Here is a 21,144-nt window from a genome sequence, read left to right as displayed (position 1 = left end):
CTCATGAATATCACGGGTCAAGGCGCGTGGGATACGGGTACATATACAAATCTGTTTTTGAAGCTAGGCTACGATGAGAATGAGATCACGAACAGATTGGAAGAAACATGGAACGAGCTGTTTTATGGCGATGACAATACTCGAATATATTACCCCATAGGTGAGGACAAGGGTTATTTGCTGGACACCGGTAATCTCGATGTTCGCTCCGAAGGCATGTCCTATGGCATGATGATGGCTGTTCAGATGGACAAAAAGGAGGAATTTGATCGACTCTGGAATTTCTCACACACGTTTATGCAACATAAAGCGGGACGTTATAAAGATTATTTTGCCTGGCATTGCAAGCCTGACGGAACCCGACTCTCACAAGGTCCTGCTCCAGATGGTGAGGAGTTTTTTGCCATGGCGCTTTTTTTTGCCTCCAACCGCTGGGGCGATGGCGCTGAACCTTATGATTACAAGGCACAAGCCCGCAAGATCCTTCGTGCATGTATACATCAGGGCGAAGACGGCGAAGGCGATCCCATGTGGGACCCGGAAACAAAACTGATCAAATTCATACCAGAAACACCGTTTAGCGACCCATCCTACCATCTGCCTCATTTTTATGAACTATTCGCGAAATATGCGGATGAAGAAGATCAGAGCTTCTGGAAAGAAGCGGCGGCCGCTAGTCGGGCTTACCTTCATACAGCCTGCCATCCCGTAACCGGACTATCACCTGAATATGCGAACTATGACGGCTCTCCGGCTCCAATACAGCCACATGGTGATTTCAGACATTTCTACAGTGATGCCTACCGTGTTGCTGCGAATATAGCACTGGACTGGGAATGGTTCCGCAAGGATCACTGGCAGATCGAACAATCCAATCGGATTCAATCCTTCTTCAGTGATATTGAAATGTCCGATTATCATCGTTATACAATAGAAGGGGTACCTTTCGACGAACCTTCACTGCATCCTGTAGGTTTGCTGGCTACCAATGCCATGGCTTCACTGGCTGCGGACGGTCCACATGCTGATACATTCGTTCGCAAGTTCTGGAACGCACCTCTGCGTCAGGGAGAGCGACGTTATTACGACAATTGCCTGTATTTTTTCAGCATGCTGGCTCTAAGCGGAAGATATCGCATGTACTAAACTAAGGGAATGTGCATGAGCCGTTATACCTGTCCTGTGAACGTTTAGGTTGCAGGACAGGTTCAATCTCACAATTCTAAGTAGGATGCAATGATATTACGATTTAATCTATATCAATAAAAAATGTTCCCGGCTCGCATATGTTGACTGCGAAACGGGAACGTTTGGTTGTGCAAATACAGGCAGTAACTTTTCCCGCCCTGTATGATTCAGATACTTTAATTATTTGGAAACAGAAGAAGTATCATAGGAAGACTGCATAATCTCCAGATATCGATTCATGTTCAGTCCCTCCAGGCCTTTCACATATTCATCCCAATCCTTATCCAGACTTTTGGCGCCTGTAATAAATTGCAGGGCGTTCTGATCGATGTAATCCTTGAGATTGGTCTGCATCATGCTGGCTTCATCAGCTTGGGACGGATCTACCCACAATGCCCAATGAGGGAAAATCTCTTTTGGTTCCTTGCCCTCCATTAACAATGTCGCCTCATAGAGACGTCGCTCACCACCATCATTGGCATAGATGTCTGTCCCCTGTACTTCGGAGTCCCGATATGCCTGATAATGATTGTACTGACTCAATGCAGCCCAACTGTCATTACGAGGTTCTTCTCCAGAAGGAAGCGGAATGGCTTTATATAACGGCTCAATCTGATCATTGAGCGCCACTTCTCCTTCTTGTGGTTTGCGCCAGCTTACGCCCTCTTCTCCCAGATATGATGCCATGGTTCCTTCCTGGGTATAGAGATAATCCAGCAACTTTATGGCCGCGATCTGTGTTTCCTCACTGGCTTTGTTTGTCAGTACAAAGGACGCTCCGGGATCAATCGGATAGTTGTACGTAGCATAAGCAGCATGGGGTCCCTTCAATGGAGGGATGGGATTGTAATCATTCCCGTAAGGAGAACCTTCGGCAGTGGTTACGAATAATGATGGATGCATCGCTGCTCCCGCACCGAGAAGCTGTGCATCAGCGTTATCTCCAATTTTTTTGAAGGCCCCGACGTTTTGGGTAAATGCCCCTGGATCAATCAACCCTTCATCGTACAGGGATTTAATATAGGCAAGTCCTTCTTTCCACTCCGGTTTGTTCACTACGGTCTCCACTTTCCCCTGATTGACAATGAGATAATTCCGATCGTCGTCATAGATAAAACCGTTCATCAAGTACGGAATAATGTGCACACCGAAATTTTCAGTCGAACCGCTTAGCGGTACTTCGTCGGCTTTGCCGTTCCCGTTCGGGTCTTTCGTTTTAAATGCCCGAAGCATTTCCTTAAATTCTTCTGTCGTCGTGGGTTCGGTCAGGCCCAGTTGTTCCATCCATTTGGTGTTGACCCACATCTTGTTCGGGTATGAACAGTGAAAACATTCATTCAGACCCGTCAGACCATAGATATTTCCATCGGGAGCAGTGTTCATGGCCCGATAATAGTCATTGCTTTCAAGTACTTTTTTAATATTGGGAGCATGCTCCTCAATCAGATCATTCAGCGGCAAAATAACCCCCTGCTGACCAAACTTCAACAAGTCTGTCTGGGAGAAACGATCTACCCAAGGGATGAGCAGATACAAGTCCGGGTAATCACCGGAAGCCAGTGAAATCTGTCTTTTCTCCGCTGCACCGTCGAATGGAACCGTGGTCCAGTTGAACTGAATATCAAACTTCTCTTCCATTTTCTTCGTGAATTTGTTAGTGGACAGGTTGGTATCCGAACCCTGGTGAGCAAACACATTAATGGCTGTCTTGCCTGACGGGTCGCTGCCTTCCCCGTTCCCCTTATCAGAACCTGAACATCCGGCAAGTACCAACGAGGTAAACAGCATACAGGCAAGAATGATGAATCCCGCTTTTTTCAATACAATCCTCTCCCTCATGAATAGTAGAAAAAAATGAACTTATCCTTTAACTGAGCCAATCAGCATACCTTGCACGAAATACCGTTGAACAAAAGGATAGATGATTAGCACCGGCAAGCTGGCCATCACAATTAACGAGTACTTCATGAGTTCAGCCATTTGCTGCTGTTTGATCATTTCCGATGCATCCATGCTCCCCGTACTGCTGTTCAGAATAAGAATGCTGCGTAATATCAGCTGTAGCGGATAAAGCGACTGTGATTTCAGATAGATGAGGGCGTCAAAGTATGCATTCCACTGACCGACAGCGTACATAAGTGACAACACGGCGATAATCGGTTTGGCGAGTGGCAGGATAATACTGAAGATAAACCGGATGTCACTGCAGCCATCGATATCTGCTGCTTCGGACAATTCTTCCGGTATCGAGTTCTGAAAAAAGGTACGAGCAATGATGACTTGCCATACCCAGACGGCATTGGGAATCAGCAACGCCCAACGGGTATCAATCAGTCCCATGGTTTTGACCACCAGATAGGTAGGGATCAAACCGCCTGAGAACAACATGGTGAAGGTAATAAACATCATTAACGAGCTGCGGCCAACAAACGTTTTTTTGGATAATGGATAAGCAATCATAATGGTCAGTGCCACGCTGATGAAGGTGCCGCAGGCTGTATAAAAAAGGGAATTGGCATACCCGGTAAGGACTTGATCATTCCGCAATACAGACTTGTAACCGTCAAACGTCAGGTCAATGGGCCACAACCAGACTTTTCCCGAGGAAACGGCAGCTGGGCTACTGAGCGAAGAACTCACAATATATATCAAGGGATACAGCACGGCAATCAGCACCACTGTCAGCATGAAATAAACAACCGTTATAAATACGCGGTCTCCCCAGGATTCACGAATCGTACTGCTGCTCTTGATCCGCGAACGACCTGCGTTTGTCTGTGTGTTAGGCATGGGTTGGTTCTCCTCCTTTCGCTCCCGTTACCATAGGCTTGTATTGGACAGTCGCTTGGCAACCGCGTTTACAATTAATAGCAGAATCAGGTTAATCACCGAGTTGAACAGGCCAACCGCAGTAGCGAAGCTGTAATTGGCATTCAGCAATCCTATTTTATAGACATACGTGGAGATGATCTCCGAAGCAGACAGGTTGAGTGGATTTTGCAGCAAATATATTTTTTCGAACCCAACAGCCATGATATTCCCTACACTCAGGATCAGAATGATGACGGCTGCCGGAAGTAGTCCAGGCAGATCAACATTAATGATTTTCTGTATTCGGTTGGCTCCGTCCACTTTGGCGGCTTCATATAGGGATGGATCAACACCTGCCAGAGCAGCCAGATATATCACAGCGGAGTACCCCATTCCCTGCCACACATCGGAGAATACGTAGATGGATCGAAACAGTCCAGGCTCACCGAGAAAATTCACCGCTTCGAAACCAAGGGCGCCTGCAATCGTGTTGACAATACCCAGCCTAGGAGACAGAAAGAGCATAATGATGGAGACCATAACAACGGTAGAGATGAAATATGGAGCATACGTCACCATTTGTACTGTTTTTTTGAATCGTATGTTTTTGATTTCGTTCAGCGCCAGTGCCAGTAATATAGGAATCGGGAAACCAACGATCAGGCTGTAAAACGAAATGTAAAGCGTGTTCTTGATCAGCGTGACAAACGCCGGATTCTGAAAAAGTAATTCGAAATACTTGGTTCCGGCCCACGGACTGCCCCAGATCCCCTTGATGACGTTGTAATCTTTAAATGCCAGGACCGCATTCACCATGGGTACATACTTGAAAATAATAAAGTAAGCAATCGGTGGCAGGATCAGCAGATACAGCTGCCAATGTCGCCTCCAGCTTCTGGATAATGCTTGCTTCAAGGCAAACGGTTTACTCGGTTTCTCCACGGACTTTGATTCACTGGTCATTGTGGTTCTCAGAATCATCCCCCCATTCTTGGCTCCAAATCGTGCTGAACTGCAACCCGACTTGGTAGCGCTTACTTTTTTGAGTAATCATAAGATTGCGCTGGGGATGCGTAAAGGTACAGTTACGCTGAGAAAGTACAAAAAGCGAATATAGTTCCCGAGAAACAGCCTACATTAACCGCTATGAACATCCATTTTCCGAAATACACTCGGAGAAATGCCGCGTACCCGCTTGAAAGCTCGGCGGAATGAATGTGCACTGTTATACCCGGTGGCCTCCGCTATCTCGTCAATGGTCTGACCAGTGGAGTGCAACAAGTTCGAGGCAGCATCAATGCGTACCCGTTCTACATAATCGGAAAGATTCTCTCCCGTATGTTCTTTGAACAGTTGGGATATAAACTTCTCGGACTTGCTCATGTGCTCGGCAATCCGATAGATCGTCAAGTTTGCATCCCCATAATGTTGTTGGATAAAACAAATCATTTCGCTTACAGTATCCGCATGTGCTCCTGCTCTTCTTCTCTGGAAATCACCGCAGATGTCTTCCGTTAACCGTTTGAACTTTGCACGCAGCGAAGTAATCGTTTCTGTCATCTGAATGGATGTCACCCGGGTTTTGTATTCCTCCAGCAGGGAGGCATCCAGCTTGAATTTGGGTTCGTCCAGCTTCAGAAAAGTCCCCTTCAGCTCCATGATGAACTGCTGTGTCATCTCGTAGGACAGTTCCCGCTCCTCTAAATTACGAAGAAACAATTGCTCCAGAATGCGTACCGCCTCTTCAGGCTCCCCGACTTTGATTGTGTTCAGCAGGCGCTGTTCAGACTCAATCGGATAATAGAACATTTCATTTTCCTTCATCGTATCTTCAAATCTCACCAGATGATCTGTTCCCATATGAATGGCATAATCCAGAGCTTGTTTGGCTTCGTCAAAGGAACGCCCTGCATCATTCCAGACCTCGTAAGCTGCACCTGTGCCAATGGTTGTGGATATCCGATGCTCCCGGTAGATCACTTCCATCAAGGTGTTCAGCTCTTTTTCACATCTCCCTATAGCTTCATTCAGTTGGTTCTCATCCAATGGACAGGCAAAAGCGATCTGGTCTGTTCCCCAATCCGTGATCAGCAGCTGTGCATTCCACTCTGTAAGTACCTGTTTGATGAGCAGCCTTGCGACACCCAGTTCATGGATAGTTTCTTCACTGTCCGGATTGGCATATCCGTTTACCTTCACTAAGCCTGCCAAGCCCTTGCTGCTATGAAGAGAAATGTGCGCCTGGGATGAGATAACCTCCAACTCAAGTGAGGTATAGACTTCTCCCGTTAACAAACGTTTGATAAAACCGTCTCTCAATAACGGAATCTGCTCATTCATGGCGTTTTTAAGTGAGTCATTATTAGCAATGAGATTGTTAATATGGCTTGCCAAAAAATCATATTCATTGCCCCGTCTGCCTGGGGAATCGGTGATTTGTTCCCTAAAAGAGGCCAACAATCTGTATACGGGTGCACTATTCCGATAGGCCAGAACCAGCCCGAATAACAGTCCCAAGGCAATGGTTGCCAAAGTAAAGACCAGCGTGACTTGTTTGATTTGGTCCGCTTTTGTCATGAGTGCTTTCTCCGGAATCCCTGCCATGTAATTCCATCCATTTTGACTGGACTGCATCGATATCAGCAGCCGACCATCACTTCCAGGCTGTACATTCTGCACGTTCAGCTCCGTTTCCGCAGCGTTATCTTCTCTCTGGCGACTCTGTGCCATTTGCTCGGCTTCGACTTGTTCAATGCCATGGGAGAAAATGATCTGTCCTTCCGCATCAGTGACGAGAGTCCAGCCGCCATATTGATCCACAATATGTTGAGTAAGGCTGGCCATCTGATCCTGATCAATCATGACACCAATCGTCGCTTGCGGTTTATTGAAGCTGTTCAAAGGCAGAGATTGCAGAAACGTAATGGCGGGAACGTCTGCAAGCACAGTGCCGAGTATTTCACGTTTATAGTTTCGAAGCGGTATGATTTCATTAAAGTGTGGTTGTTTGAGAATTTGGTCATGCCATTGTTCAAACGACATACCGTCCAGCTGATTGGCAGCATAATAATGCTCTGGACGATAATACACAGTTCTTGGTGTGATGATGGCATTGTAGTTCGGAATGTGAATGAAGAAATGGGACAAGTAATCATTGGTACTGCTGTACATGGAGAGGCTCCGCTGCATACGGTTCATACCGTAGACATTGTAGAGATCATGCGGCTTTGGGCCAGCAATTAAATTTTGCAAATCGGGATTGACAGCAAGCTGTCTGGTAAAAGCTTCGACTTGAAGAAGATTTCGCTCAATGATCTCTTTCCCGAGACTCAGCGACTTCAAGCTGTTTTCAATGGAGCTGGAACGGGCCGCTTCAATAGAAGCTCGGTAAGAGGCATATCCCGCAATTTGAGGAATCATCAGAATGACAAGATACGAAATGAGGAATCGGCGGAACACGGGTGAAAATTTGGACCATAGGAGCTGCATATGTACCCTCCCTCTTTTTATCAAGCGCTTACATTTCTCTGTGATAAGGTAGCTGTTCAATGATACACCGGGCATTTCTTCCTGGTGAAGGTACAACTTCTTCCTTATGGTACATTTACATACTGTAGCGTACAATGCTTGCATGAAAATAATTGTCACTCTGCGGGTTAGCGCACAAATATAGTTGTATTTTACCTTCGCATGGGCTCATTCTCAAAGTATCAGTAATAAACGCAAAAAACCTCCCCAAGACATGAAATGACTTGGGGAGGTTTTGTTTAACGTTGTGCTATTAGTTGCTAACGGCTACAAATTTCCATTGTTGGTTTGTAGCACCCGTGTAGGTGTTCTGCTGCAGCTTGGCTCCATCCGAAGTGGAAGCGTTTGCCACTTCAATCGCTTTATTGCTGTTCACGTTGATGATACTCCAGTACCCGTTACCAAGATCGTTGACCTTAAAATGCTGAGCAGTTGTGTTCAGATTGCTCATGAGCTGGACCACTTCCCCATTGGTGTTGGTACCGTTGCGAATGTCGATGACTTTGTCCGGCGAGTTCACACTTGTCAGTGTATAGTTGCCGTTACCGATCGAAGTCAGAACCCACTTCTGAGGGTTACCGCCCAGATCACTCCACTGCTGGAGCTGAAGATTATTTTCGTTTAGACCACCTGGGACATCAATAACCTTGTTGGAATGCCGGGCTACAATTTTATAGGTTGCACCGGATACAAGACCTGTTGTTGGTCCACCTGGTCCACTGCCAGGGTAAGTCTGAGCACGTTCATGGTACCAGTTAAACAGGAATCGTCCCATGGCACTCCGTGAAGCATCTCCATCCCATTTCAGCCCAGCCGTTGGGTCGGCAAAGGAGCTTCGTGGTCCTTCACTTAGAATGAATCCGTTCATATGAGCTGCAATGCTGACATTGCCTGCTGCGTTGAAGATCGTTTTGGTATTGGTGCCAAACCCTTCATTGCTGCCATTAAACAAGTTCCAATAGGCCGAATCGCCAGGTTTGTTTTTGAACCAGGTTACCTCGGTAATATTAATCGGATATTTGTCAGCGGCTGCCTTCACGTTGGTATTCCACTGATCTTGCAGGATAGAGAAGTTGTCATATGCGCCATAACCAGGGTACCAGTGAACCGCATATCCATAGTTATTGAGCGGATCAGTCAATGGATGGCTTGCCGTCAAGCTGTAAAATTGGTTGTATCCCAGACCTGCCGCCCAGATGACATTGTCCGCACCTTTGCTGCGAATTGTTGAAATCATGGAATTTTGGAAATTACGCAAGTCATTCCAGTGATCCACAAAGTCATTTTCCCCGTTGTATCCACCCCAATGTCCATTGGCATAGGATTTCACCGGTTCGTTGACCAGTTCGAAGTGAACGTTGTCTGCACTTTTGATCTCCGGGCGTGAAGCGAGATAACCCCAGATTTCGTTGAATTTTTGCAGGTTGGCAGGTGTTGTTGCCTGATCATCCTTCAATGTGAAGTCCAGTCCCAGGACAACATAGACACCTTTTGTTTTGGCATATTGAATGTACGGAATAATTACATTTTGCGTAACGGTCTGCACACCGGCAAAGTTATATGTACCAGCAGCCACATCTCCCATGTCCTGACGATCGATGAACAGACGTACCTGATTCATATTCCAGCCATGGTTGCTTCCGTACTTCGCGCTGGTGTCAGCAAAAGTATCGGTAATGTCTTTCAGATAAGCCAGTGTAGCTGCATGACGGTTATTGCCGTGCAGATTGAGATAATAATTGCTGTCCTGATATGTCCAGTAGGCACCTGTGGGTTGATGCCAACCGTTCAGTAGCACAGGCTGGTTGTTGCTGTTCACCAGGTTTTTGCCGTTTACGTGAAGCTTGCCCATCGGCATGCCCACCCATGCTTCGGCACGGCTGCCTCCCCATGGAGTAATTGTGATCAATAAAGCCAGAATGAGTACAAGTTTACAAGATGTCATGAACTTCTTCACTTTAATTCCTCCTGATCTGATATATTGCCTTGCAATAATGCGAGGTAAGCTCCGTCAGAGTATCTCTGATCAAACAGATCGCTCAGGTCGGCGCCCGCTCCCGCAGCCCGTTCCACACCAGCAGGGGGATCCTGCGCAGGGAAGGATCGCGGTTCTGCTGTGAGCAGACGTTCATGAGATCGTTACATGCCCCCTTTTCACAGATGGAATGTTGCATGAAGTTCCTCCTCCCTCTTCCAGTCTGATCCCACTCCAAACGTACAGAAGAACTTAACTTAACCTACGATTCCCGTACGCTCTACACTCTCTACGAAATATCGTTGCACAAACAAATAGATGATGATCAAAGGCAGAATGGCAAGAAGAATTCCTGTATCCTGGATCATACTCAGATAGAACGGATCGGCTTGGGAAGCTGCACCGTCAGTAACCTGCTGGGCCAGATTATACGGAAGGGACGATAACTGAGTCGACATGACTTTACTTGAAGTCAGATAAGTCGTTGTATAGAAGCTGTCGTTCCACTGCCATACGAAGGAAAACAGCATGACTGTTACCATGGACGGAATGGCATTGGGCAGCATGATTCTTGAAAATGTTCGTCCGATGCCCGCGCCGTCTACATAGGCCGCCTCCTCCACTTCCTTCGGAATACCTCTGAAAAATTGCCGGAAGATAAAGATGTACAAACCGGCCTTAAGTGAATTGGCCGTAATCGCCGTCAGAATAAACGGCCAATAGGTATTAAGCAAATTAACAGGTTTACCGGCTATAAGCGTCATAAGCCCCATGAGATCAAAGCTTTTCAGATTCAGGTATACCGGAATGAGAATGGTCGTTGGTGGTACAAGAATCGTCAGAATTACACCAGCAAACAGCCAGTTGCTTCCCCTGAATTTCAGTCTGGCGAATCCGTATCCTGCAAGTGCACAGGATGCTGTAGTCAGCAGTGTAGTCGTTGCAGACAGGGCAAACGTATTAAACAGCGTTGCCCAGTAATCCATTACGCGTATCGCCTCTTTAAAATTGTCGATGGAGAAGTTCTGTGGAATCCACACCACCACTGCCGAATACAGATCACCTTTAGCTTTGATGGATGTGGAAACCTTCTGAAATATGGGAAACAGGATAACGAAGGAAAGCCCGGTAATCAGAACGAATCGGATCATGGCCCACAGCCAGCCTTTCCAATGCTCCAGCGATAATAATCGTGATGTTGTCACGTGGGACACCCTCCTTTCTAATCTTGATAGAAGACTCGCTTCGAGAAAATGATGTTTACGATAACCAGAATGATGGCAATGGCCAGAAAGTAAACCCATGCCATGGCAGAACTTAATCCAAAGTCAAATTTGACGAAGCCGGTATCCCGGATCAGTTCCGTCATGGCGTTATTGGCAAACGAATCAATGATCGTATAGATCGCATTGACAAAAATAAGCGGGCTGACCATCGGGAACGTAATTTTCCAGAAGGCTTCATAACCCGTCGCCCCTTCCATCTTCGAAGCCTCATACAGTTGAGGGGAAATTGTCTGGATCCCTGCCAAAAAGATCAAAATCTGTACACCGGATTGACTGACGATCTGATAGATCCGATCTACGGCGCTGCTCAGATACGTAACGATCCAATCGCTCACTCCGGCGTTAACCATCAGATTTTCGAGTTCAAATGTCCCGAGTGAGCTTCCACCTGTGCTGCTCTGATTAACCGCTTCAATCAGGCTGGTGCTCTCCAGTGTCATAATCACTCCCGATGCCAGAATAACGGGCAGGAAAAAGATCGACCGAGCTACAGCCCGGCCCCTGAACTTCTGATTCAGGATGACGGCAAGGAACAGACTGAATATAACGATAAGCGGTACGTTGATGAGCACGTCTGTGATCGCCTCAATTAACGCACGGTTAAAGCTTGTATTGACGGTCAGCGCCTGAATATAATTGGCAACCCCGTTGAATTGAATCGCTATGCCTTCCGCGTTAGCTTGAATTGTACTCATGCTGTATCGCAGAGAGGCTAACAGCGGAATGAAGAAAAACAACACAAAACCAATGAGCCAGGGAAGCACGTAGATTACGCCCCACATGGCTTTCTGCTGAGCATACGTACGACTTCCCCATTTCCATTTCAGGAGCGTCTTCAGAGCTGCTCACCACCAGTCACATAGCTTTGGGCTTCCACTGTATCGTTGTCAACTTCAACAGGGAAGTCGTTATAATTGACGATTACGAACCCGCCACCTTCATATGTTGTCCGGAAGACGCCCTCCTCCAGGGATTCATGAGATATCATGGAACGTCCGGCAAATGGTTGGTTCACCTGGTTCACCTCGTTGTAGATCTCGGCAGCCAGATCGATCCATTGTTCATAATTCGCCGCGTAGAGATCATCATAATCCGTTTCTTTCACAACATGGTTTGGCGCATTGAACCATGCAAAGTAAGGACTGGCTCCATATTCAATCAGCTTCAGCACATATTGCCTTGCATTGGTAAATGTGGAGAGATTGTATGGCGTACCCGTATAACCGATGCTGCCGTGTACAACGAGCTGATAGAACGGAATCTCTTCATCCTCCAGCTTGAAACGACTGCTGGTCATCGGCGCATCTGTCAGACCAGTTACATACGGCAGGGCATAAGCGTTCCCGCCTTCAGCGACAAGCGAGCCAGCCTGCTGCCCGATCTGTTCAAGTGCCTTCTTTACGGAGCCAAGCGCTTGTGTTCGGTCCACCAGCTTTTTCGGATTCATATCGCTGTTTAACTGAGCTGCCAGATCATTCAAGCTTAGTGACAGTCCATCCTTTTGAAGGGACCTCAGCTCATCTAACATGTCTGCCGTTACGTCCTCCAGCATGTTGGGCGAAAGCACATAGGATGGTGAACGATCCCGGTCCCGCCGCTGGATGGCCTGGTTCATCGGATACAAGACCGCCGGTTCCTGAGTTAATGTGCGTGAAGCTTCTTTGGACGGTTTAAACCCTTTTTTGGATTGCACATTCAGCAGAGCGATATCGGGATAGAAGCCGATGCCCGCTTCTTGTGTGTATGTGCTGAAATCCCGCAATCCCTTTTTCCCGCCTACCGCGCCATCTACTTGGATGGAATCCGGCAGTCGATGATGAAGTCCGCCGTTAAGCCATCCCGCATAGCGCACCTGAATATTGGATACCTTCTTCTCCGTCAAGGCGGAGAGAATGTTTTTGGCTTCATCAAATGTGGTCAAAGCCTCTGTTGAATCATACGGTATGCCCAGCATATGCTGCCTTGTTGTCATGCCACCGAACAGTTGCAGATAAAAGGGAACGTTACTCTGCTCTTTGCTGGCGTTTAACTCGGGAAGTCCGCCGTTTTGCATCAGATAATCCCGATAGAGAGATGCAAGCCCTGAGTACGAGGCTTTATCCGCCCCCACAAAAGCATATCGAACGACGAAGTCGGACACAGTCGGTTTCTTCTGGAATTTCGGAAGTGTACGAACCATATCACTTGCCTGAAGCGTCACATCGCTCTTGTTCACTACATAGAAGCTTGGATATACGTTGTTGTAACTGTTCAGTTTGCCGCTGATATCGGCATTCACAACTGCAACGGCATCCCCTTCTTCAATAATGCCCAGAAAAGCTCCCTCTTTCCGAATCAGTCCAAATACCGGCAACCTGGCTCTGGCTTCATTCGAACTTGCTTCCCGCAGTTTCATGGTCATATCCGGTCCGTATATATCTTGTTGATAGGCAGGATACTGCAGCTTGCCATTGTTAAAATGGATCAGCGCTCCCGAACCATCCGGCACCAGTATGGAGCCCTCTTCTTCTGAACCCCCAGCCCCGAAATAATCCATTACAGATATGCTGTTGATCGGATATTCCTCCGGAAAATGAATGCCTGAGGACGGAACACGTACAAGCAGATCCTCTCCATCCAGCTCATATTCCATCGTAAGCATAAACAGCCGTGGTCCACTTCGTTCCTCTTCAATGCCAAACTCGGCATGATCCTGAGCCAGATCCTCCGATGTGTAACCGGCTGTGTCAAAAGCCTTCAAGGCCCGGGACAATTGCAATCCTTGCATCGCCTTATCAATCCGGACGTAAGCGCCTTCATCCTTGTCTTCCGCATAGCCGACCTTCAAGGCCCGTTGCCCGGCCTTGTCTAGCTGTGCAAGCAGCCTTTGTTCAAATCGCTCCTTGCTGATCTTCATCGGCAAGTCTTCTATGGATCGCTCAGTGCTTCCAAACTGGTAGTGGACCCGCACGCCGCTTGGCAGCACCTCGTAGCTTATCTGCTTGTGTGCAACACTATCCGTGAAGGAATTCACGGTGCTGCTCTGTCCGAGGCTGTTGAAGAAGCTGAGCTTTGTCTGTGATGACAAAAGGTCTTTGTTTATCCCGGCAGCAACCCCATCCTGCTCACGATCTGCAGGATTGCTGCGCCAGATCTGCCCGCTCTGCGTGTGAATCACTGCAATCTCGGCAGTCTCTTCGTTAATGAACAACTGCAGCGCAGCATTCTGCGCAATACCTACCATGCCGGGAAGGCGGACATCGCTGAACGATGATTTCAGTTTCTCTCCGGGAGGCAGGGAGGGAAAGTCCGTCTGATCAGCGGCAGTCACTGTCTCGTGAGCGAGCGGTGTTGGCGAGAATTGACAACCGCCCAGAAGCAAACTGCCCGCGAGCAGCATTCCTGTTATTTTTTTGGCTACGGTATAATTCATAACAATTTCCTCCTCCCTTAGCCCCGAAGCACTAATTCCTGATAGATGGTTACGACAAACGATACAATCTGCTGTACAAGACTGAAGAATAACAGGCACAGAAATGCCATAAACGCCATCGCTACAAGTGTCAGCAGCATCGTGAGCACCGTTTTGGCTGGTGTGTACTGATGAACCGTCATATTCCCCACAAATAACAGATATACCGTCCACACAACGGCGAGTGCATTGGAGAAATAATAAAAGGCAGTTTCCTGCTGTGAGATCACAAGACTCAACCAGATCCATGGGAAATGAATGAGGAACAACGGTACCAGTGCAAAACATGTTGACATGAAAATTTCGGAGAACTTGCCTTCCCCGTCCATCAATGTGGTTAACGACCAGTTAGCCACACACCAAAACAGTACCGGTATAATGACATATAACATTTCGAGCAGACTGTTCAGGTACTTTGGATTACTGAGATTAATGAGAAAACCGCTGTACTGGGCATGCAAAATTTTGGTGATGACCAGAAGCATCAGGATCATGAAAGCAATCAGCAGTGAGTTTCTCTGGTTCCGTTCATATTTCATTTCCCAGTATCCATCAAACGGATGAAAAATCAGATGCAGCGGGTACTGGTATAGTTGCTTACTTGATGCCTGCATTCGTAGTCCTCCTTTTCTGCCTGCGAACGATGATGACGGTGACAATCGCAGCGACAGCCAGGAATATACCGGACATCATCCATGAAAAATGCTCACGCATCAGCTCTTTGCGGTACAAAAGAAAAGCTTTGGAATACCCTTTGGGCTCCATGCTGCGCTTGAAATATTTCGCAGACTCGGCGTATTCCTTCTGACGAAGCAATGCTTTGCCAATTCCCGCATACGCATATTCCAAGTTAGCGTTCATCTCGGCAGCTTGGGCAAACAGCACCGAAGATTGATCTTCATCACCGTTATAGTAGCTGCGCACCGCTTCGTGGAGAGTACGTCCGTATTCAGTTGTTTGAAAGACGGTGATTTCACCCAGCGCTTTATCCAGAACTAACATTCGGTCTCCCGCACGTTCCAGGGCAACAGGTGTATTAAACTGGCCCAGGCGGTTTCCAATGCCGCCATAAATATGGAGCAGGTATCCGTCTCCATTGTAGGTGAAGATTCGGCCCTTGCTGGAATCCAGTACGGAATACATGTCACTGTCACCCACATCCACATCAATCAGGCGGGATGGCCCTGCTTCCTGGGTATACAGCAAATCCCCCTGCGGGGTCTGATAGCCTTCTCTGCGCAAAATGTCTGTACCCTGGGCATTCAACTTCTTGACCGGATCTTTGCCGCGATCCCCGCTAGTGGCGTAGATGAAGCCCTCTTCATCCATATCCAGATTGGTAAATTCCGTTGGAGTGAACATCACCATCTGGCTCCGCTGCTCCCGTGTTGCAAACCGTTTCCACAGATACTCCACCGGGTCCACCTGAACTCTGTTCGCTCCAATGAAGGAAGAGAATGTACCGTCGGCGCTGAACTCCATGAATCCATCAAATACGCCTTCGGCCATGACGTAGATACGCTCCCCTTTGTCCATAACAATCCGCATCGGTTTAAACTGGAAGTCTGCTTTTAACAGATCCGATTTTGGTTCAGACACGATCTTGACCAGCTTCCCCTGTTCATCCAGATGCACCACCCGGTGATTATCCGAATCAGCGACCAGCAGATGGCCTTTTTCCGTGACGTACAATCCCTGTGGATTTTTAAAATGATCTTCCTTGCCTTCCTGCTCAAATGAATCAATCGTCCGTACCAGCTTGAAGTTGCGATCCATCTCAATGATGCGGCCATTGCCCGAATCGAGCACAAAGACGTGCTGATTGGCGGTAACATGCATGTCGCTTGGCTCTTTCATCGGAGTTGTGTTCAACTTCTTGCCGGTGATAATGGTTGTTGCCTCATATGCCGCGGGTGAAGGAACTGCGTCACCCCAGAAGGAATAATGATACGCATCCGTTTTACCGTCTGCATTCACATAGGGCGCCTCTTGAACGAACAACAGGAGGCAGATCATGCCCATGATGATCGATTTACGTTTGTTCCATGTGCTTCTCCGCACCTCGCTGCCTCCTTTCTACTCTTTCATGCCCGAAGTGGCCATCGTCTGCATAACACTGCTCTGAGAGATGATAAACAGAGTGATCGGTACGATCATCAGCAGCAAAGCAACAGCCGCACCTACACCAGCTCTTGCAATCCCTCCCTGCACAATCTGACTGAGCGCATAATGCAGCGTTTTGAGATTTTCACTGTAAATGAAACTCCCGCCATCCGTTCCCCATAACGCTGGAAACTGCAGGATCATGAGCGTAAGCCATGCCGGCTTCACATTGGGCATCACGATGCTCCAGAATATCCGATATTCATTGGCCCCGTCGATTTTGGCTGCCTCCAGCAAAGCATCGGGAATCTGCTCCATGAACTGTTTCATCAGGAAAAGTCCCAGCGAGAATGCAAGTGATGGCACAATAATGGAGGCATGAGTGTTAATCCAGCCAAGCCAGGACATGACCATGTAGTTCGGAATCGCCGTAACATGCGGCGAGAACATCAGGGACAGAATGACAATGGTAAACAACACTTTGGAACCCGGAAAACGATATTTCGCCAGCGGATAAGCTGCTGCAGATGCAAGCAGGATATGCCCCGCTGTGCCAAGTATCGTAATGAGCAATGTGTTGGCAATATAGCGGGATAACGGCACCCACGAATTACCCATGAGATTGATCAGATCGGCAAAATTCTCCGTTGTCGGATTGTTCACCCAGAAGCGCGGCGGGAAAATAAACAGCTCATCCAGCGGCTTGAATGCATTGTTGACAGCATAGATGAGCGGAAGCACCATAAAGGAGCCGAACACGCCCAGCAATGCAAATAACATCAGGCTGACGGTAAATGACCGATTAAGCCTTTTTGGCATGCCAAACACGGCACGTACTTTGCTGGTCATCGTCATTCACCTATCTTTCTAAGCATTTTTTGCGTGAAAACGTTTGTACCGAGCATCAGGGCAAACAGGACCGTTGCAATGGCCGAGGCATACCCCATCTCGAAACGAATGGTTCCGAAGTCCATCAGATGTGTGACAACTGTGTGTGCCGCATAGTTTACGCTCGGGAAACCTGCCAGTGCGATGGAAATCTCAGCTACGGCGAAGGAAGCGGTAATCTGCATTACCGCACCAAACATCAGCTGCGGTCTCATCGAAGGCAAGGTGATGTACCAGAGCTCCTGCCAGCGGTTTTTGATCCCATCTACGGTTCCTGCTTCAACCAGAGAACGATCAATGGTTTGCAGTCCTGCAATAAAAGCCAGGAAGCTGGTTCCCAGGCTCAGCCACAGCTGTACAATAATGACGATTGCCAGTACATACTTCTCGTCTGCGAGCCATTGGATCGGTTCCAGTACGACGCCAAGGCGCATCAGGAAGCCGTTCATATACCCGTAGCTGTCACCCGAGAAGATGATCAGCCAGATGAAAAAGACGTTGCCCGATATGGATGGGGCATAGAAAACCAGCGTCATGACCGCCCGAATTTTAGGAGACAGCTCATTGATGATCCACGCAAACAAAAAGCAGGCTATATAACTGAGAGGGCCTGTAATTACGGCAAAAAGCAGCGTGTTTTTGAGCGCGATCAGAAATACGTCATCGTTCAGGAAAAGCCGGGAATAGTTCTGCCAGCCGACAAATCGCGGCAGCTCCAGCATATTGAAGTGAAAAAAGCTGAGCCCAAGTGAAATGCCGACTGGAATGACAGTAAACATGAAAAAAATCAGCATAAACGGTGCCATCAATACATAATAATGCCTGCTGAGATACAGATCCCGCTTCAATAGGGACCACCAGCCGACCTGGCGGGTATGGACGGCAGGAGCGGCGGCTGTCTTGGTAGTTTTAGCTTGCAACCGTTACCCTCCCTTTCCTCTATTTCAGATTAAATTCCTTGCGTTTCAACTCAATTTCATCATCAATGTACAATACATAGTCCGATAAGGCTTCACGCGGATTTTCATTTGCATTGACCACCTTGCGGAAGGCGTTGTCCAGATGTCGTCCCGTGAAATAACCTCCAGGAAGCTGCGGGATTCCCTGTACCCATTCCCATTGTTTCTCGAGATTTTGATAATCCTTCACAGGCCAAGGCAATTGCTTCAAGGCTTCGATATTGGCCGTTGGGTAACGGGCAGCCGCTCCCATAAGACCTTCCATTTCTCTCCCGTATTCAATCTGGGTCTGATCATCAGTCCACCACTTCATGAACTTCCACGCCGCTTCCTTGTTGTCAGCATTTTCGAGCATCATCACCGCGCTCGTCGCGCTGGCCACTTCATGCCGTATGGACCCATCCGGAAGCTGTGTACCCGGAACAATCGTAAAGTCCCAGAGATTGCGGATTTCCGGAGCCATAACCGTCAGCATGTTATACGTGGTGTAATCAGCAATTCCGATCGGCATTTCCCCGGTACGGAACCGGTTCGGAAAGTCGGCTTTGAGCGGAAACTTGTAATTGGTATAAAATTGCGTCCAGCGTTTGAACGCGTCCATTGAAATCTCCGAATCCAGCGCACTTTTTTTCTGGTCTTCGGTGTAGAACGTTCCGTCATTCTGATACAACAACATCGCAAAGGTTGAATTCGGAACCAGGTTGGCATTGTTCAGCGTATCCTCAATCGGCAGATAAAACTCCATGTTATGCTTCTGCAGCACGGCGATGGCGTTATATACGTCTTGCCACGTTTTTGGCGGTTCGAGGCCCAGTTCATTCAGAATATCTTTGCGGTAAAAGAGCATTGGAAAATGCTGCTGCTCCGGAAGGGCATATACCCCGTCGTTGTAGCGGTATGGCGTCAATCCGCTTTCACGGAACCTGCCCGAAATTTCCTCGAAATCGGGGAACTGGCTCAGATCCGCCGTTGCATTCCTCATCGCATAGTTCACCGGAATGTCTTCGCCCATCTGCATGGCTACATCCGGTCCTTCCCCCGAGAGTGTTGCGGGCAGCAAAATATTAGGCGGAACGAGACGTAACTGCACGGACACATCCGTATCCGGGGTAAACGAATCGTCGATCATACCTTTCAGTACTTGGGCCTGATCTCGTCCGGTTGTGATCCATACGGTGATGGCATCTTTCTTTTGTTCCACGTTACCAATGCTGTCGTAATCTTCGGTATACGAGGCAACATATGCGCCCAGTTCGTGCTTCACCTGCTGGACGGTGCTCGCTTCCGCTTTTGGCAACGATTCACCCGGCGGAGATACGACAAGGTAATCCAACGTAATCGGCTGTTCACGTACCGATAGAATCCATGTGCCGAGACCACCTACGTTAATTTTGAACGTATCCAGCCGTTTGGGAACCGTCTCTGGTCTGGCCGCCATATCTTCAAGCTGCAATACCATGGCGTGAAGTACGGCCACTTTGTCACTTTGCTCACCCGTGGCTTTTTCCAGGTAATCTGCAACGGAGCGCAAGGTGTCAGCTTGTCGTTCAAACACCTCCGTCATCTCCGGAATACGTCGTTCCAGCTGGTAATCCCGCAGTGGGTCCGGACTGTTGGAGGTGATCATTAATATTTTGCGATACATCTCATTCAGTTCCAGCACGCTGGATTCCACGGTCCGAAGCAGCGGAGCTATGTCGCCAAGTGTAACCGTCATTCGGATTCGGTGTTTTCCTTTTTCCAGATGAAACTGATATGGCTGATCTTCTCCCGAACCCAAGACCTGAGTTTGCCAGGCCGGGCTGTAGTTAAATCGAATGCGTTTCATTTCCTTAAACGGAACCTCACCGTTTATCGTCAGACTGCGGGTGGCATAGATGCCACGCAATTGATCCTGCTTCACCTTAAGCGCCAGTTGATACAGTCCGTCTTCAGGTACGTCAATTTCCCATTCTATCCATTCGCCCGGCAGCTTCCAGTTAATGCCCCCGATGGCGTTCATCCGAATTTTCGATACATTATAAGGCTCGAGTGAAGGGCTTGATCTGTCCGAGATTGGTGCCAGTGTAGGAGATGATTTGCTGACAGCTTCCTCCCCCTGAACTTTCAACATGAAAGGAGCGGCTTGTTTCAAGCCGAGTGAGGCATAGGTCTGCTCCAGCTCTGCATAGGAAGGAACTTCGCTTTCTTGGTACAGCTCGATATAATCGATTGCCATGCTTTCTCTTAATGAAGTAAGCGATAACTTCTGACTGCCTTTTTCAAAATAAAATTGAAACGGTTCCTCGAAGTACCCTGCGCTGTCCTTGAAGGAAGTCAGCTGCCATTCGGGCTGCTCCACTTGTCTTGGTCTAAGCTCGTTGCCACGATCGTCCTGCCGGACGTTGTCCTCGCGATTCCCCCATACCCTGTCAAACAGAAGAATATCGGCCCCTCTGAACGGGACCTTACCATTAAGCTCAAGCCTGCGTTCGATCCCGGAGCTTTTGCCTTCTACGGGATAATAGTGAATGCGAATGTTGTACAAACCGCTCACTTGAACGGGAACATCCCAGCGAATGGTTCCAGTTTCCGGCGTAATTACGGCATTTCCGTCTAATCCGGCGTACCCTTGCACAACCTCGAATTCCCCATCCTCTGCCTGAACATAAGATTCGCCTTCGATGCGTACAACTTCATCCGGTTTGGCCGTATTGTCATGAGCAGTCAGATAATGCTCATAACTGAATGAATCCTCGGTTCCCGATACCGCCTCAAAGTCCTCAAGCGCATGTACCGTTCCCGGATTACGATCCCGCGATGGATATAGTGTCCATATGGAGAGCACCAAGGCCAGGACAAGCACCAGGATTAGTCCCTTTTTCTTACGTGACCGCATGTTTGAATGTATCCCCTTTCCTGTAAGCGTTGAGAGAACTGAACGATTGACTAACCCGGACAGACCGCACCTTCACT

Annotated in this window: 15 protein-coding genes; 1 reads left to right on the top strand and 14 read right to left on the bottom strand. The window is 48.1% G+C overall.

Features of this window, described 5'->3' with window-relative positions:
* Positions 1 to 3: 3 nt before the first annotated feature.
* On the top strand, positions 4 to 1,146 hold the full coding sequence (locus tag MKY66_RS14755) for a glycosyl hydrolase family 8 (protein ID WP_076212115.1): 1,143 nt from the start codon (positions 4 to 6) through the stop codon (positions 1,144 to 1,146).
* Positions 1,147 to 1,368: 222 nt separating this feature from the next.
* Here MKY66_RS14755 and MKY66_RS14750 read toward each other — a convergent pair whose 3' ends face one another.
* From MKY66_RS14750 to MKY66_RS14685, 14 genes are all read right to left on the bottom strand, one after another.
* Positions 1,369 to 3,009, bottom strand: a complete 1,641-nt coding sequence (locus MKY66_RS14750) for an ABC transporter substrate-binding protein (protein WP_076212114.1) — start codon at positions 3,007 to 3,009, stop codon at positions 1,369 to 1,371.
* Between the two features lie 39 nt (positions 3,010 to 3,048).
* A complete protein-coding gene (locus tag MKY66_RS14745) occupies positions 3,049 to 3,978 on the bottom strand; it encodes a carbohydrate ABC transporter permease (protein ID WP_036615892.1) in 930 nt (309 codons plus the stop codon).
* Positions 3,979 to 4,005: 27 nt separating this feature from the next.
* On the bottom strand, positions 4,006 to 4,860 hold the full coding sequence (locus MKY66_RS14740) for an ABC transporter permease subunit (RefSeq protein WP_076212151.1): 855 nt from the start codon (positions 4,858 to 4,860) through the stop codon (positions 4,006 to 4,008).
* Positions 4,861 to 5,136: 276 nt separating this feature from the next.
* Entirely contained in the window at positions 5,137 to 7,488 is a 2,352-nt protein-coding gene (locus tag MKY66_RS14735; protein WP_076212113.1) for a helix-turn-helix domain-containing protein, read from the bottom strand.
* 292 nt (positions 7,489 to 7,780) lie between these two features.
* On the bottom strand, positions 7,781 to 9,484 hold the full coding sequence (locus MKY66_RS14730; protein ID WP_076212112.1) for an RICIN domain-containing protein: 1,704 nt from the start codon (positions 9,482 to 9,484) through the stop codon (positions 7,781 to 7,783).
* 82 nt (positions 9,485 to 9,566) lie between these two features.
* Positions 9,567 to 9,701 carry a hypothetical protein gene (locus MKY66_RS14725; protein ID WP_256704251.1) on the bottom strand — a complete coding sequence of 45 codons (135 nt, stop codon included), beginning with the start codon at positions 9,699 to 9,701 and terminating at the stop codon, positions 9,567 to 9,569.
* 58 nt (positions 9,702 to 9,759) lie between these two features.
* On the bottom strand, positions 9,760 to 10,707 hold the full coding sequence (locus tag MKY66_RS14720) for a carbohydrate ABC transporter permease (protein WP_036615897.1): 948 nt from the start codon (positions 10,705 to 10,707) through the stop codon (positions 9,760 to 9,762).
* A 17-nt stretch (positions 10,708 to 10,724) separates the two neighbouring features.
* Positions 10,725 to 11,570: a sugar ABC transporter permease gene (locus tag MKY66_RS14715; protein WP_082219083.1), complete on the bottom strand. Its 846-nt coding sequence runs from the start codon at positions 11,568 to 11,570 to the stop codon at positions 10,725 to 10,727.
* A gap of 53 nt (positions 11,571 to 11,623) precedes the next feature.
* Entirely contained in the window at positions 11,624 to 14,200 is a 2,577-nt protein-coding gene (locus MKY66_RS14710; protein WP_076212111.1) for a DUF5696 domain-containing protein, read from the bottom strand.
* Positions 14,201 to 14,217: 17 nt separating this feature from the next.
* Positions 14,218 to 14,853 carry a YIP1 family protein gene (locus tag MKY66_RS14705; RefSeq protein WP_076212110.1) on the bottom strand — a complete coding sequence of 212 codons (636 nt, stop codon included), beginning with the start codon at positions 14,851 to 14,853 and terminating at the stop codon, positions 14,218 to 14,220.
* Positions 14,837 to 16,300: an NHL repeat-containing protein gene (locus MKY66_RS14700; RefSeq protein WP_076212109.1), complete on the bottom strand. Its 1,464-nt coding sequence runs from the start codon at positions 16,298 to 16,300 to the stop codon at positions 14,837 to 14,839. Before MKY66_RS14700 ends, MKY66_RS14705 begins: the two co-directional genes overlap by 17 nt.
* A gap of 15 nt (positions 16,301 to 16,315) precedes the next feature.
* Complete coding sequence (locus MKY66_RS14695; protein ID WP_026081082.1) at positions 16,316 to 17,191, bottom strand: carbohydrate ABC transporter permease; 876 nt, start codon at positions 17,189 to 17,191, stop codon at positions 16,316 to 16,318.
* 2 nt (positions 17,192 to 17,193) lie between these two features.
* The gene (locus MKY66_RS14690; protein ID WP_036615906.1) at positions 17,194 to 18,150 is read right to left on the bottom strand and encodes a sugar ABC transporter permease; all 957 of its coding nucleotides are present in this window, start codon (positions 18,148 to 18,150) and stop codon (positions 17,194 to 17,196) included.
* Positions 18,151 to 18,169: 19 nt separating this feature from the next.
* Positions 18,170 to 21,067, bottom strand: coding sequence for an extracellular solute-binding protein (locus MKY66_RS14685; RefSeq protein WP_076212108.1), 2,898 nt, complete (start codon positions 21,065 to 21,067; stop codon positions 18,170 to 18,172).
* Positions 21,068 to 21,144: the final 77 nt, after the last annotated feature.

Origin of the sequence: Paenibacillus sp. FSL R5-0766, assembly GCF_037971845.1 — a bacterium.
GTDB lineage: Bacteria > Bacillota > Bacilli > Paenibacillales > Paenibacillaceae > Paenibacillus.
This window is presented reverse-complemented; position numbering and strand designations above follow the sequence as displayed.

Bases quoted from the DNA above. Each gene is read 5' to 3' on its own strand.
- MKY66_RS14735 (WP_076212113.1), bottom strand. From the start codon at position 7,488: ATGCAGCTCCTATGGTCCAAATTTTCACCCGTGTTCCGCCGATTCCTC.
- MKY66_RS14685 (WP_076212108.1), bottom strand. From the start codon at position 21,067: ATGCGGTCACGTAAGAAAAAGGGACTAATCCTGGTGCTTGTCCTGGCC.
- MKY66_RS14705 (WP_076212110.1), bottom strand. From the start codon at position 14,853: ATGCAGGCATCAAGTAAGCAACTATACCAGTACCCGCTGCATCTGATT.
- MKY66_RS14725 (WP_256704251.1), bottom strand. From the start codon at position 9,701: ATGCAACATTCCATCTGTGAAAAGGGGGCATGTAACGATCTCATGAAC.
- MKY66_RS14755 (WP_076212115.1), top strand. From the start codon at position 4: ATGAATATCACGGGTCAAGGCGCGTGGGATACGGGTACATATACAAAT.
- MKY66_RS14745 (WP_036615892.1), bottom strand. From the start codon at position 3,978: ATGCCTAACACACAGACAAACGCAGGTCGTTCGCGGATCAAGAGCAGC.
- MKY66_RS14715 (WP_082219083.1), bottom strand. From the start codon at position 11,570: ATGTGGGGCGTAATCTACGTGCTTCCCTGGCTCATTGGTTTTGTGTTG.
- MKY66_RS14695 (WP_026081082.1), bottom strand. From the start codon at position 17,191: ATGACCAGCAAAGTACGTGCCGTGTTTGGCATGCCAAAAAGGCTTAAT.
- MKY66_RS14710 (WP_076212111.1), bottom strand. From the start codon at position 14,200: ATGAATTATACCGTAGCCAAAAAAATAACAGGAATGCTGCTCGCGGGC.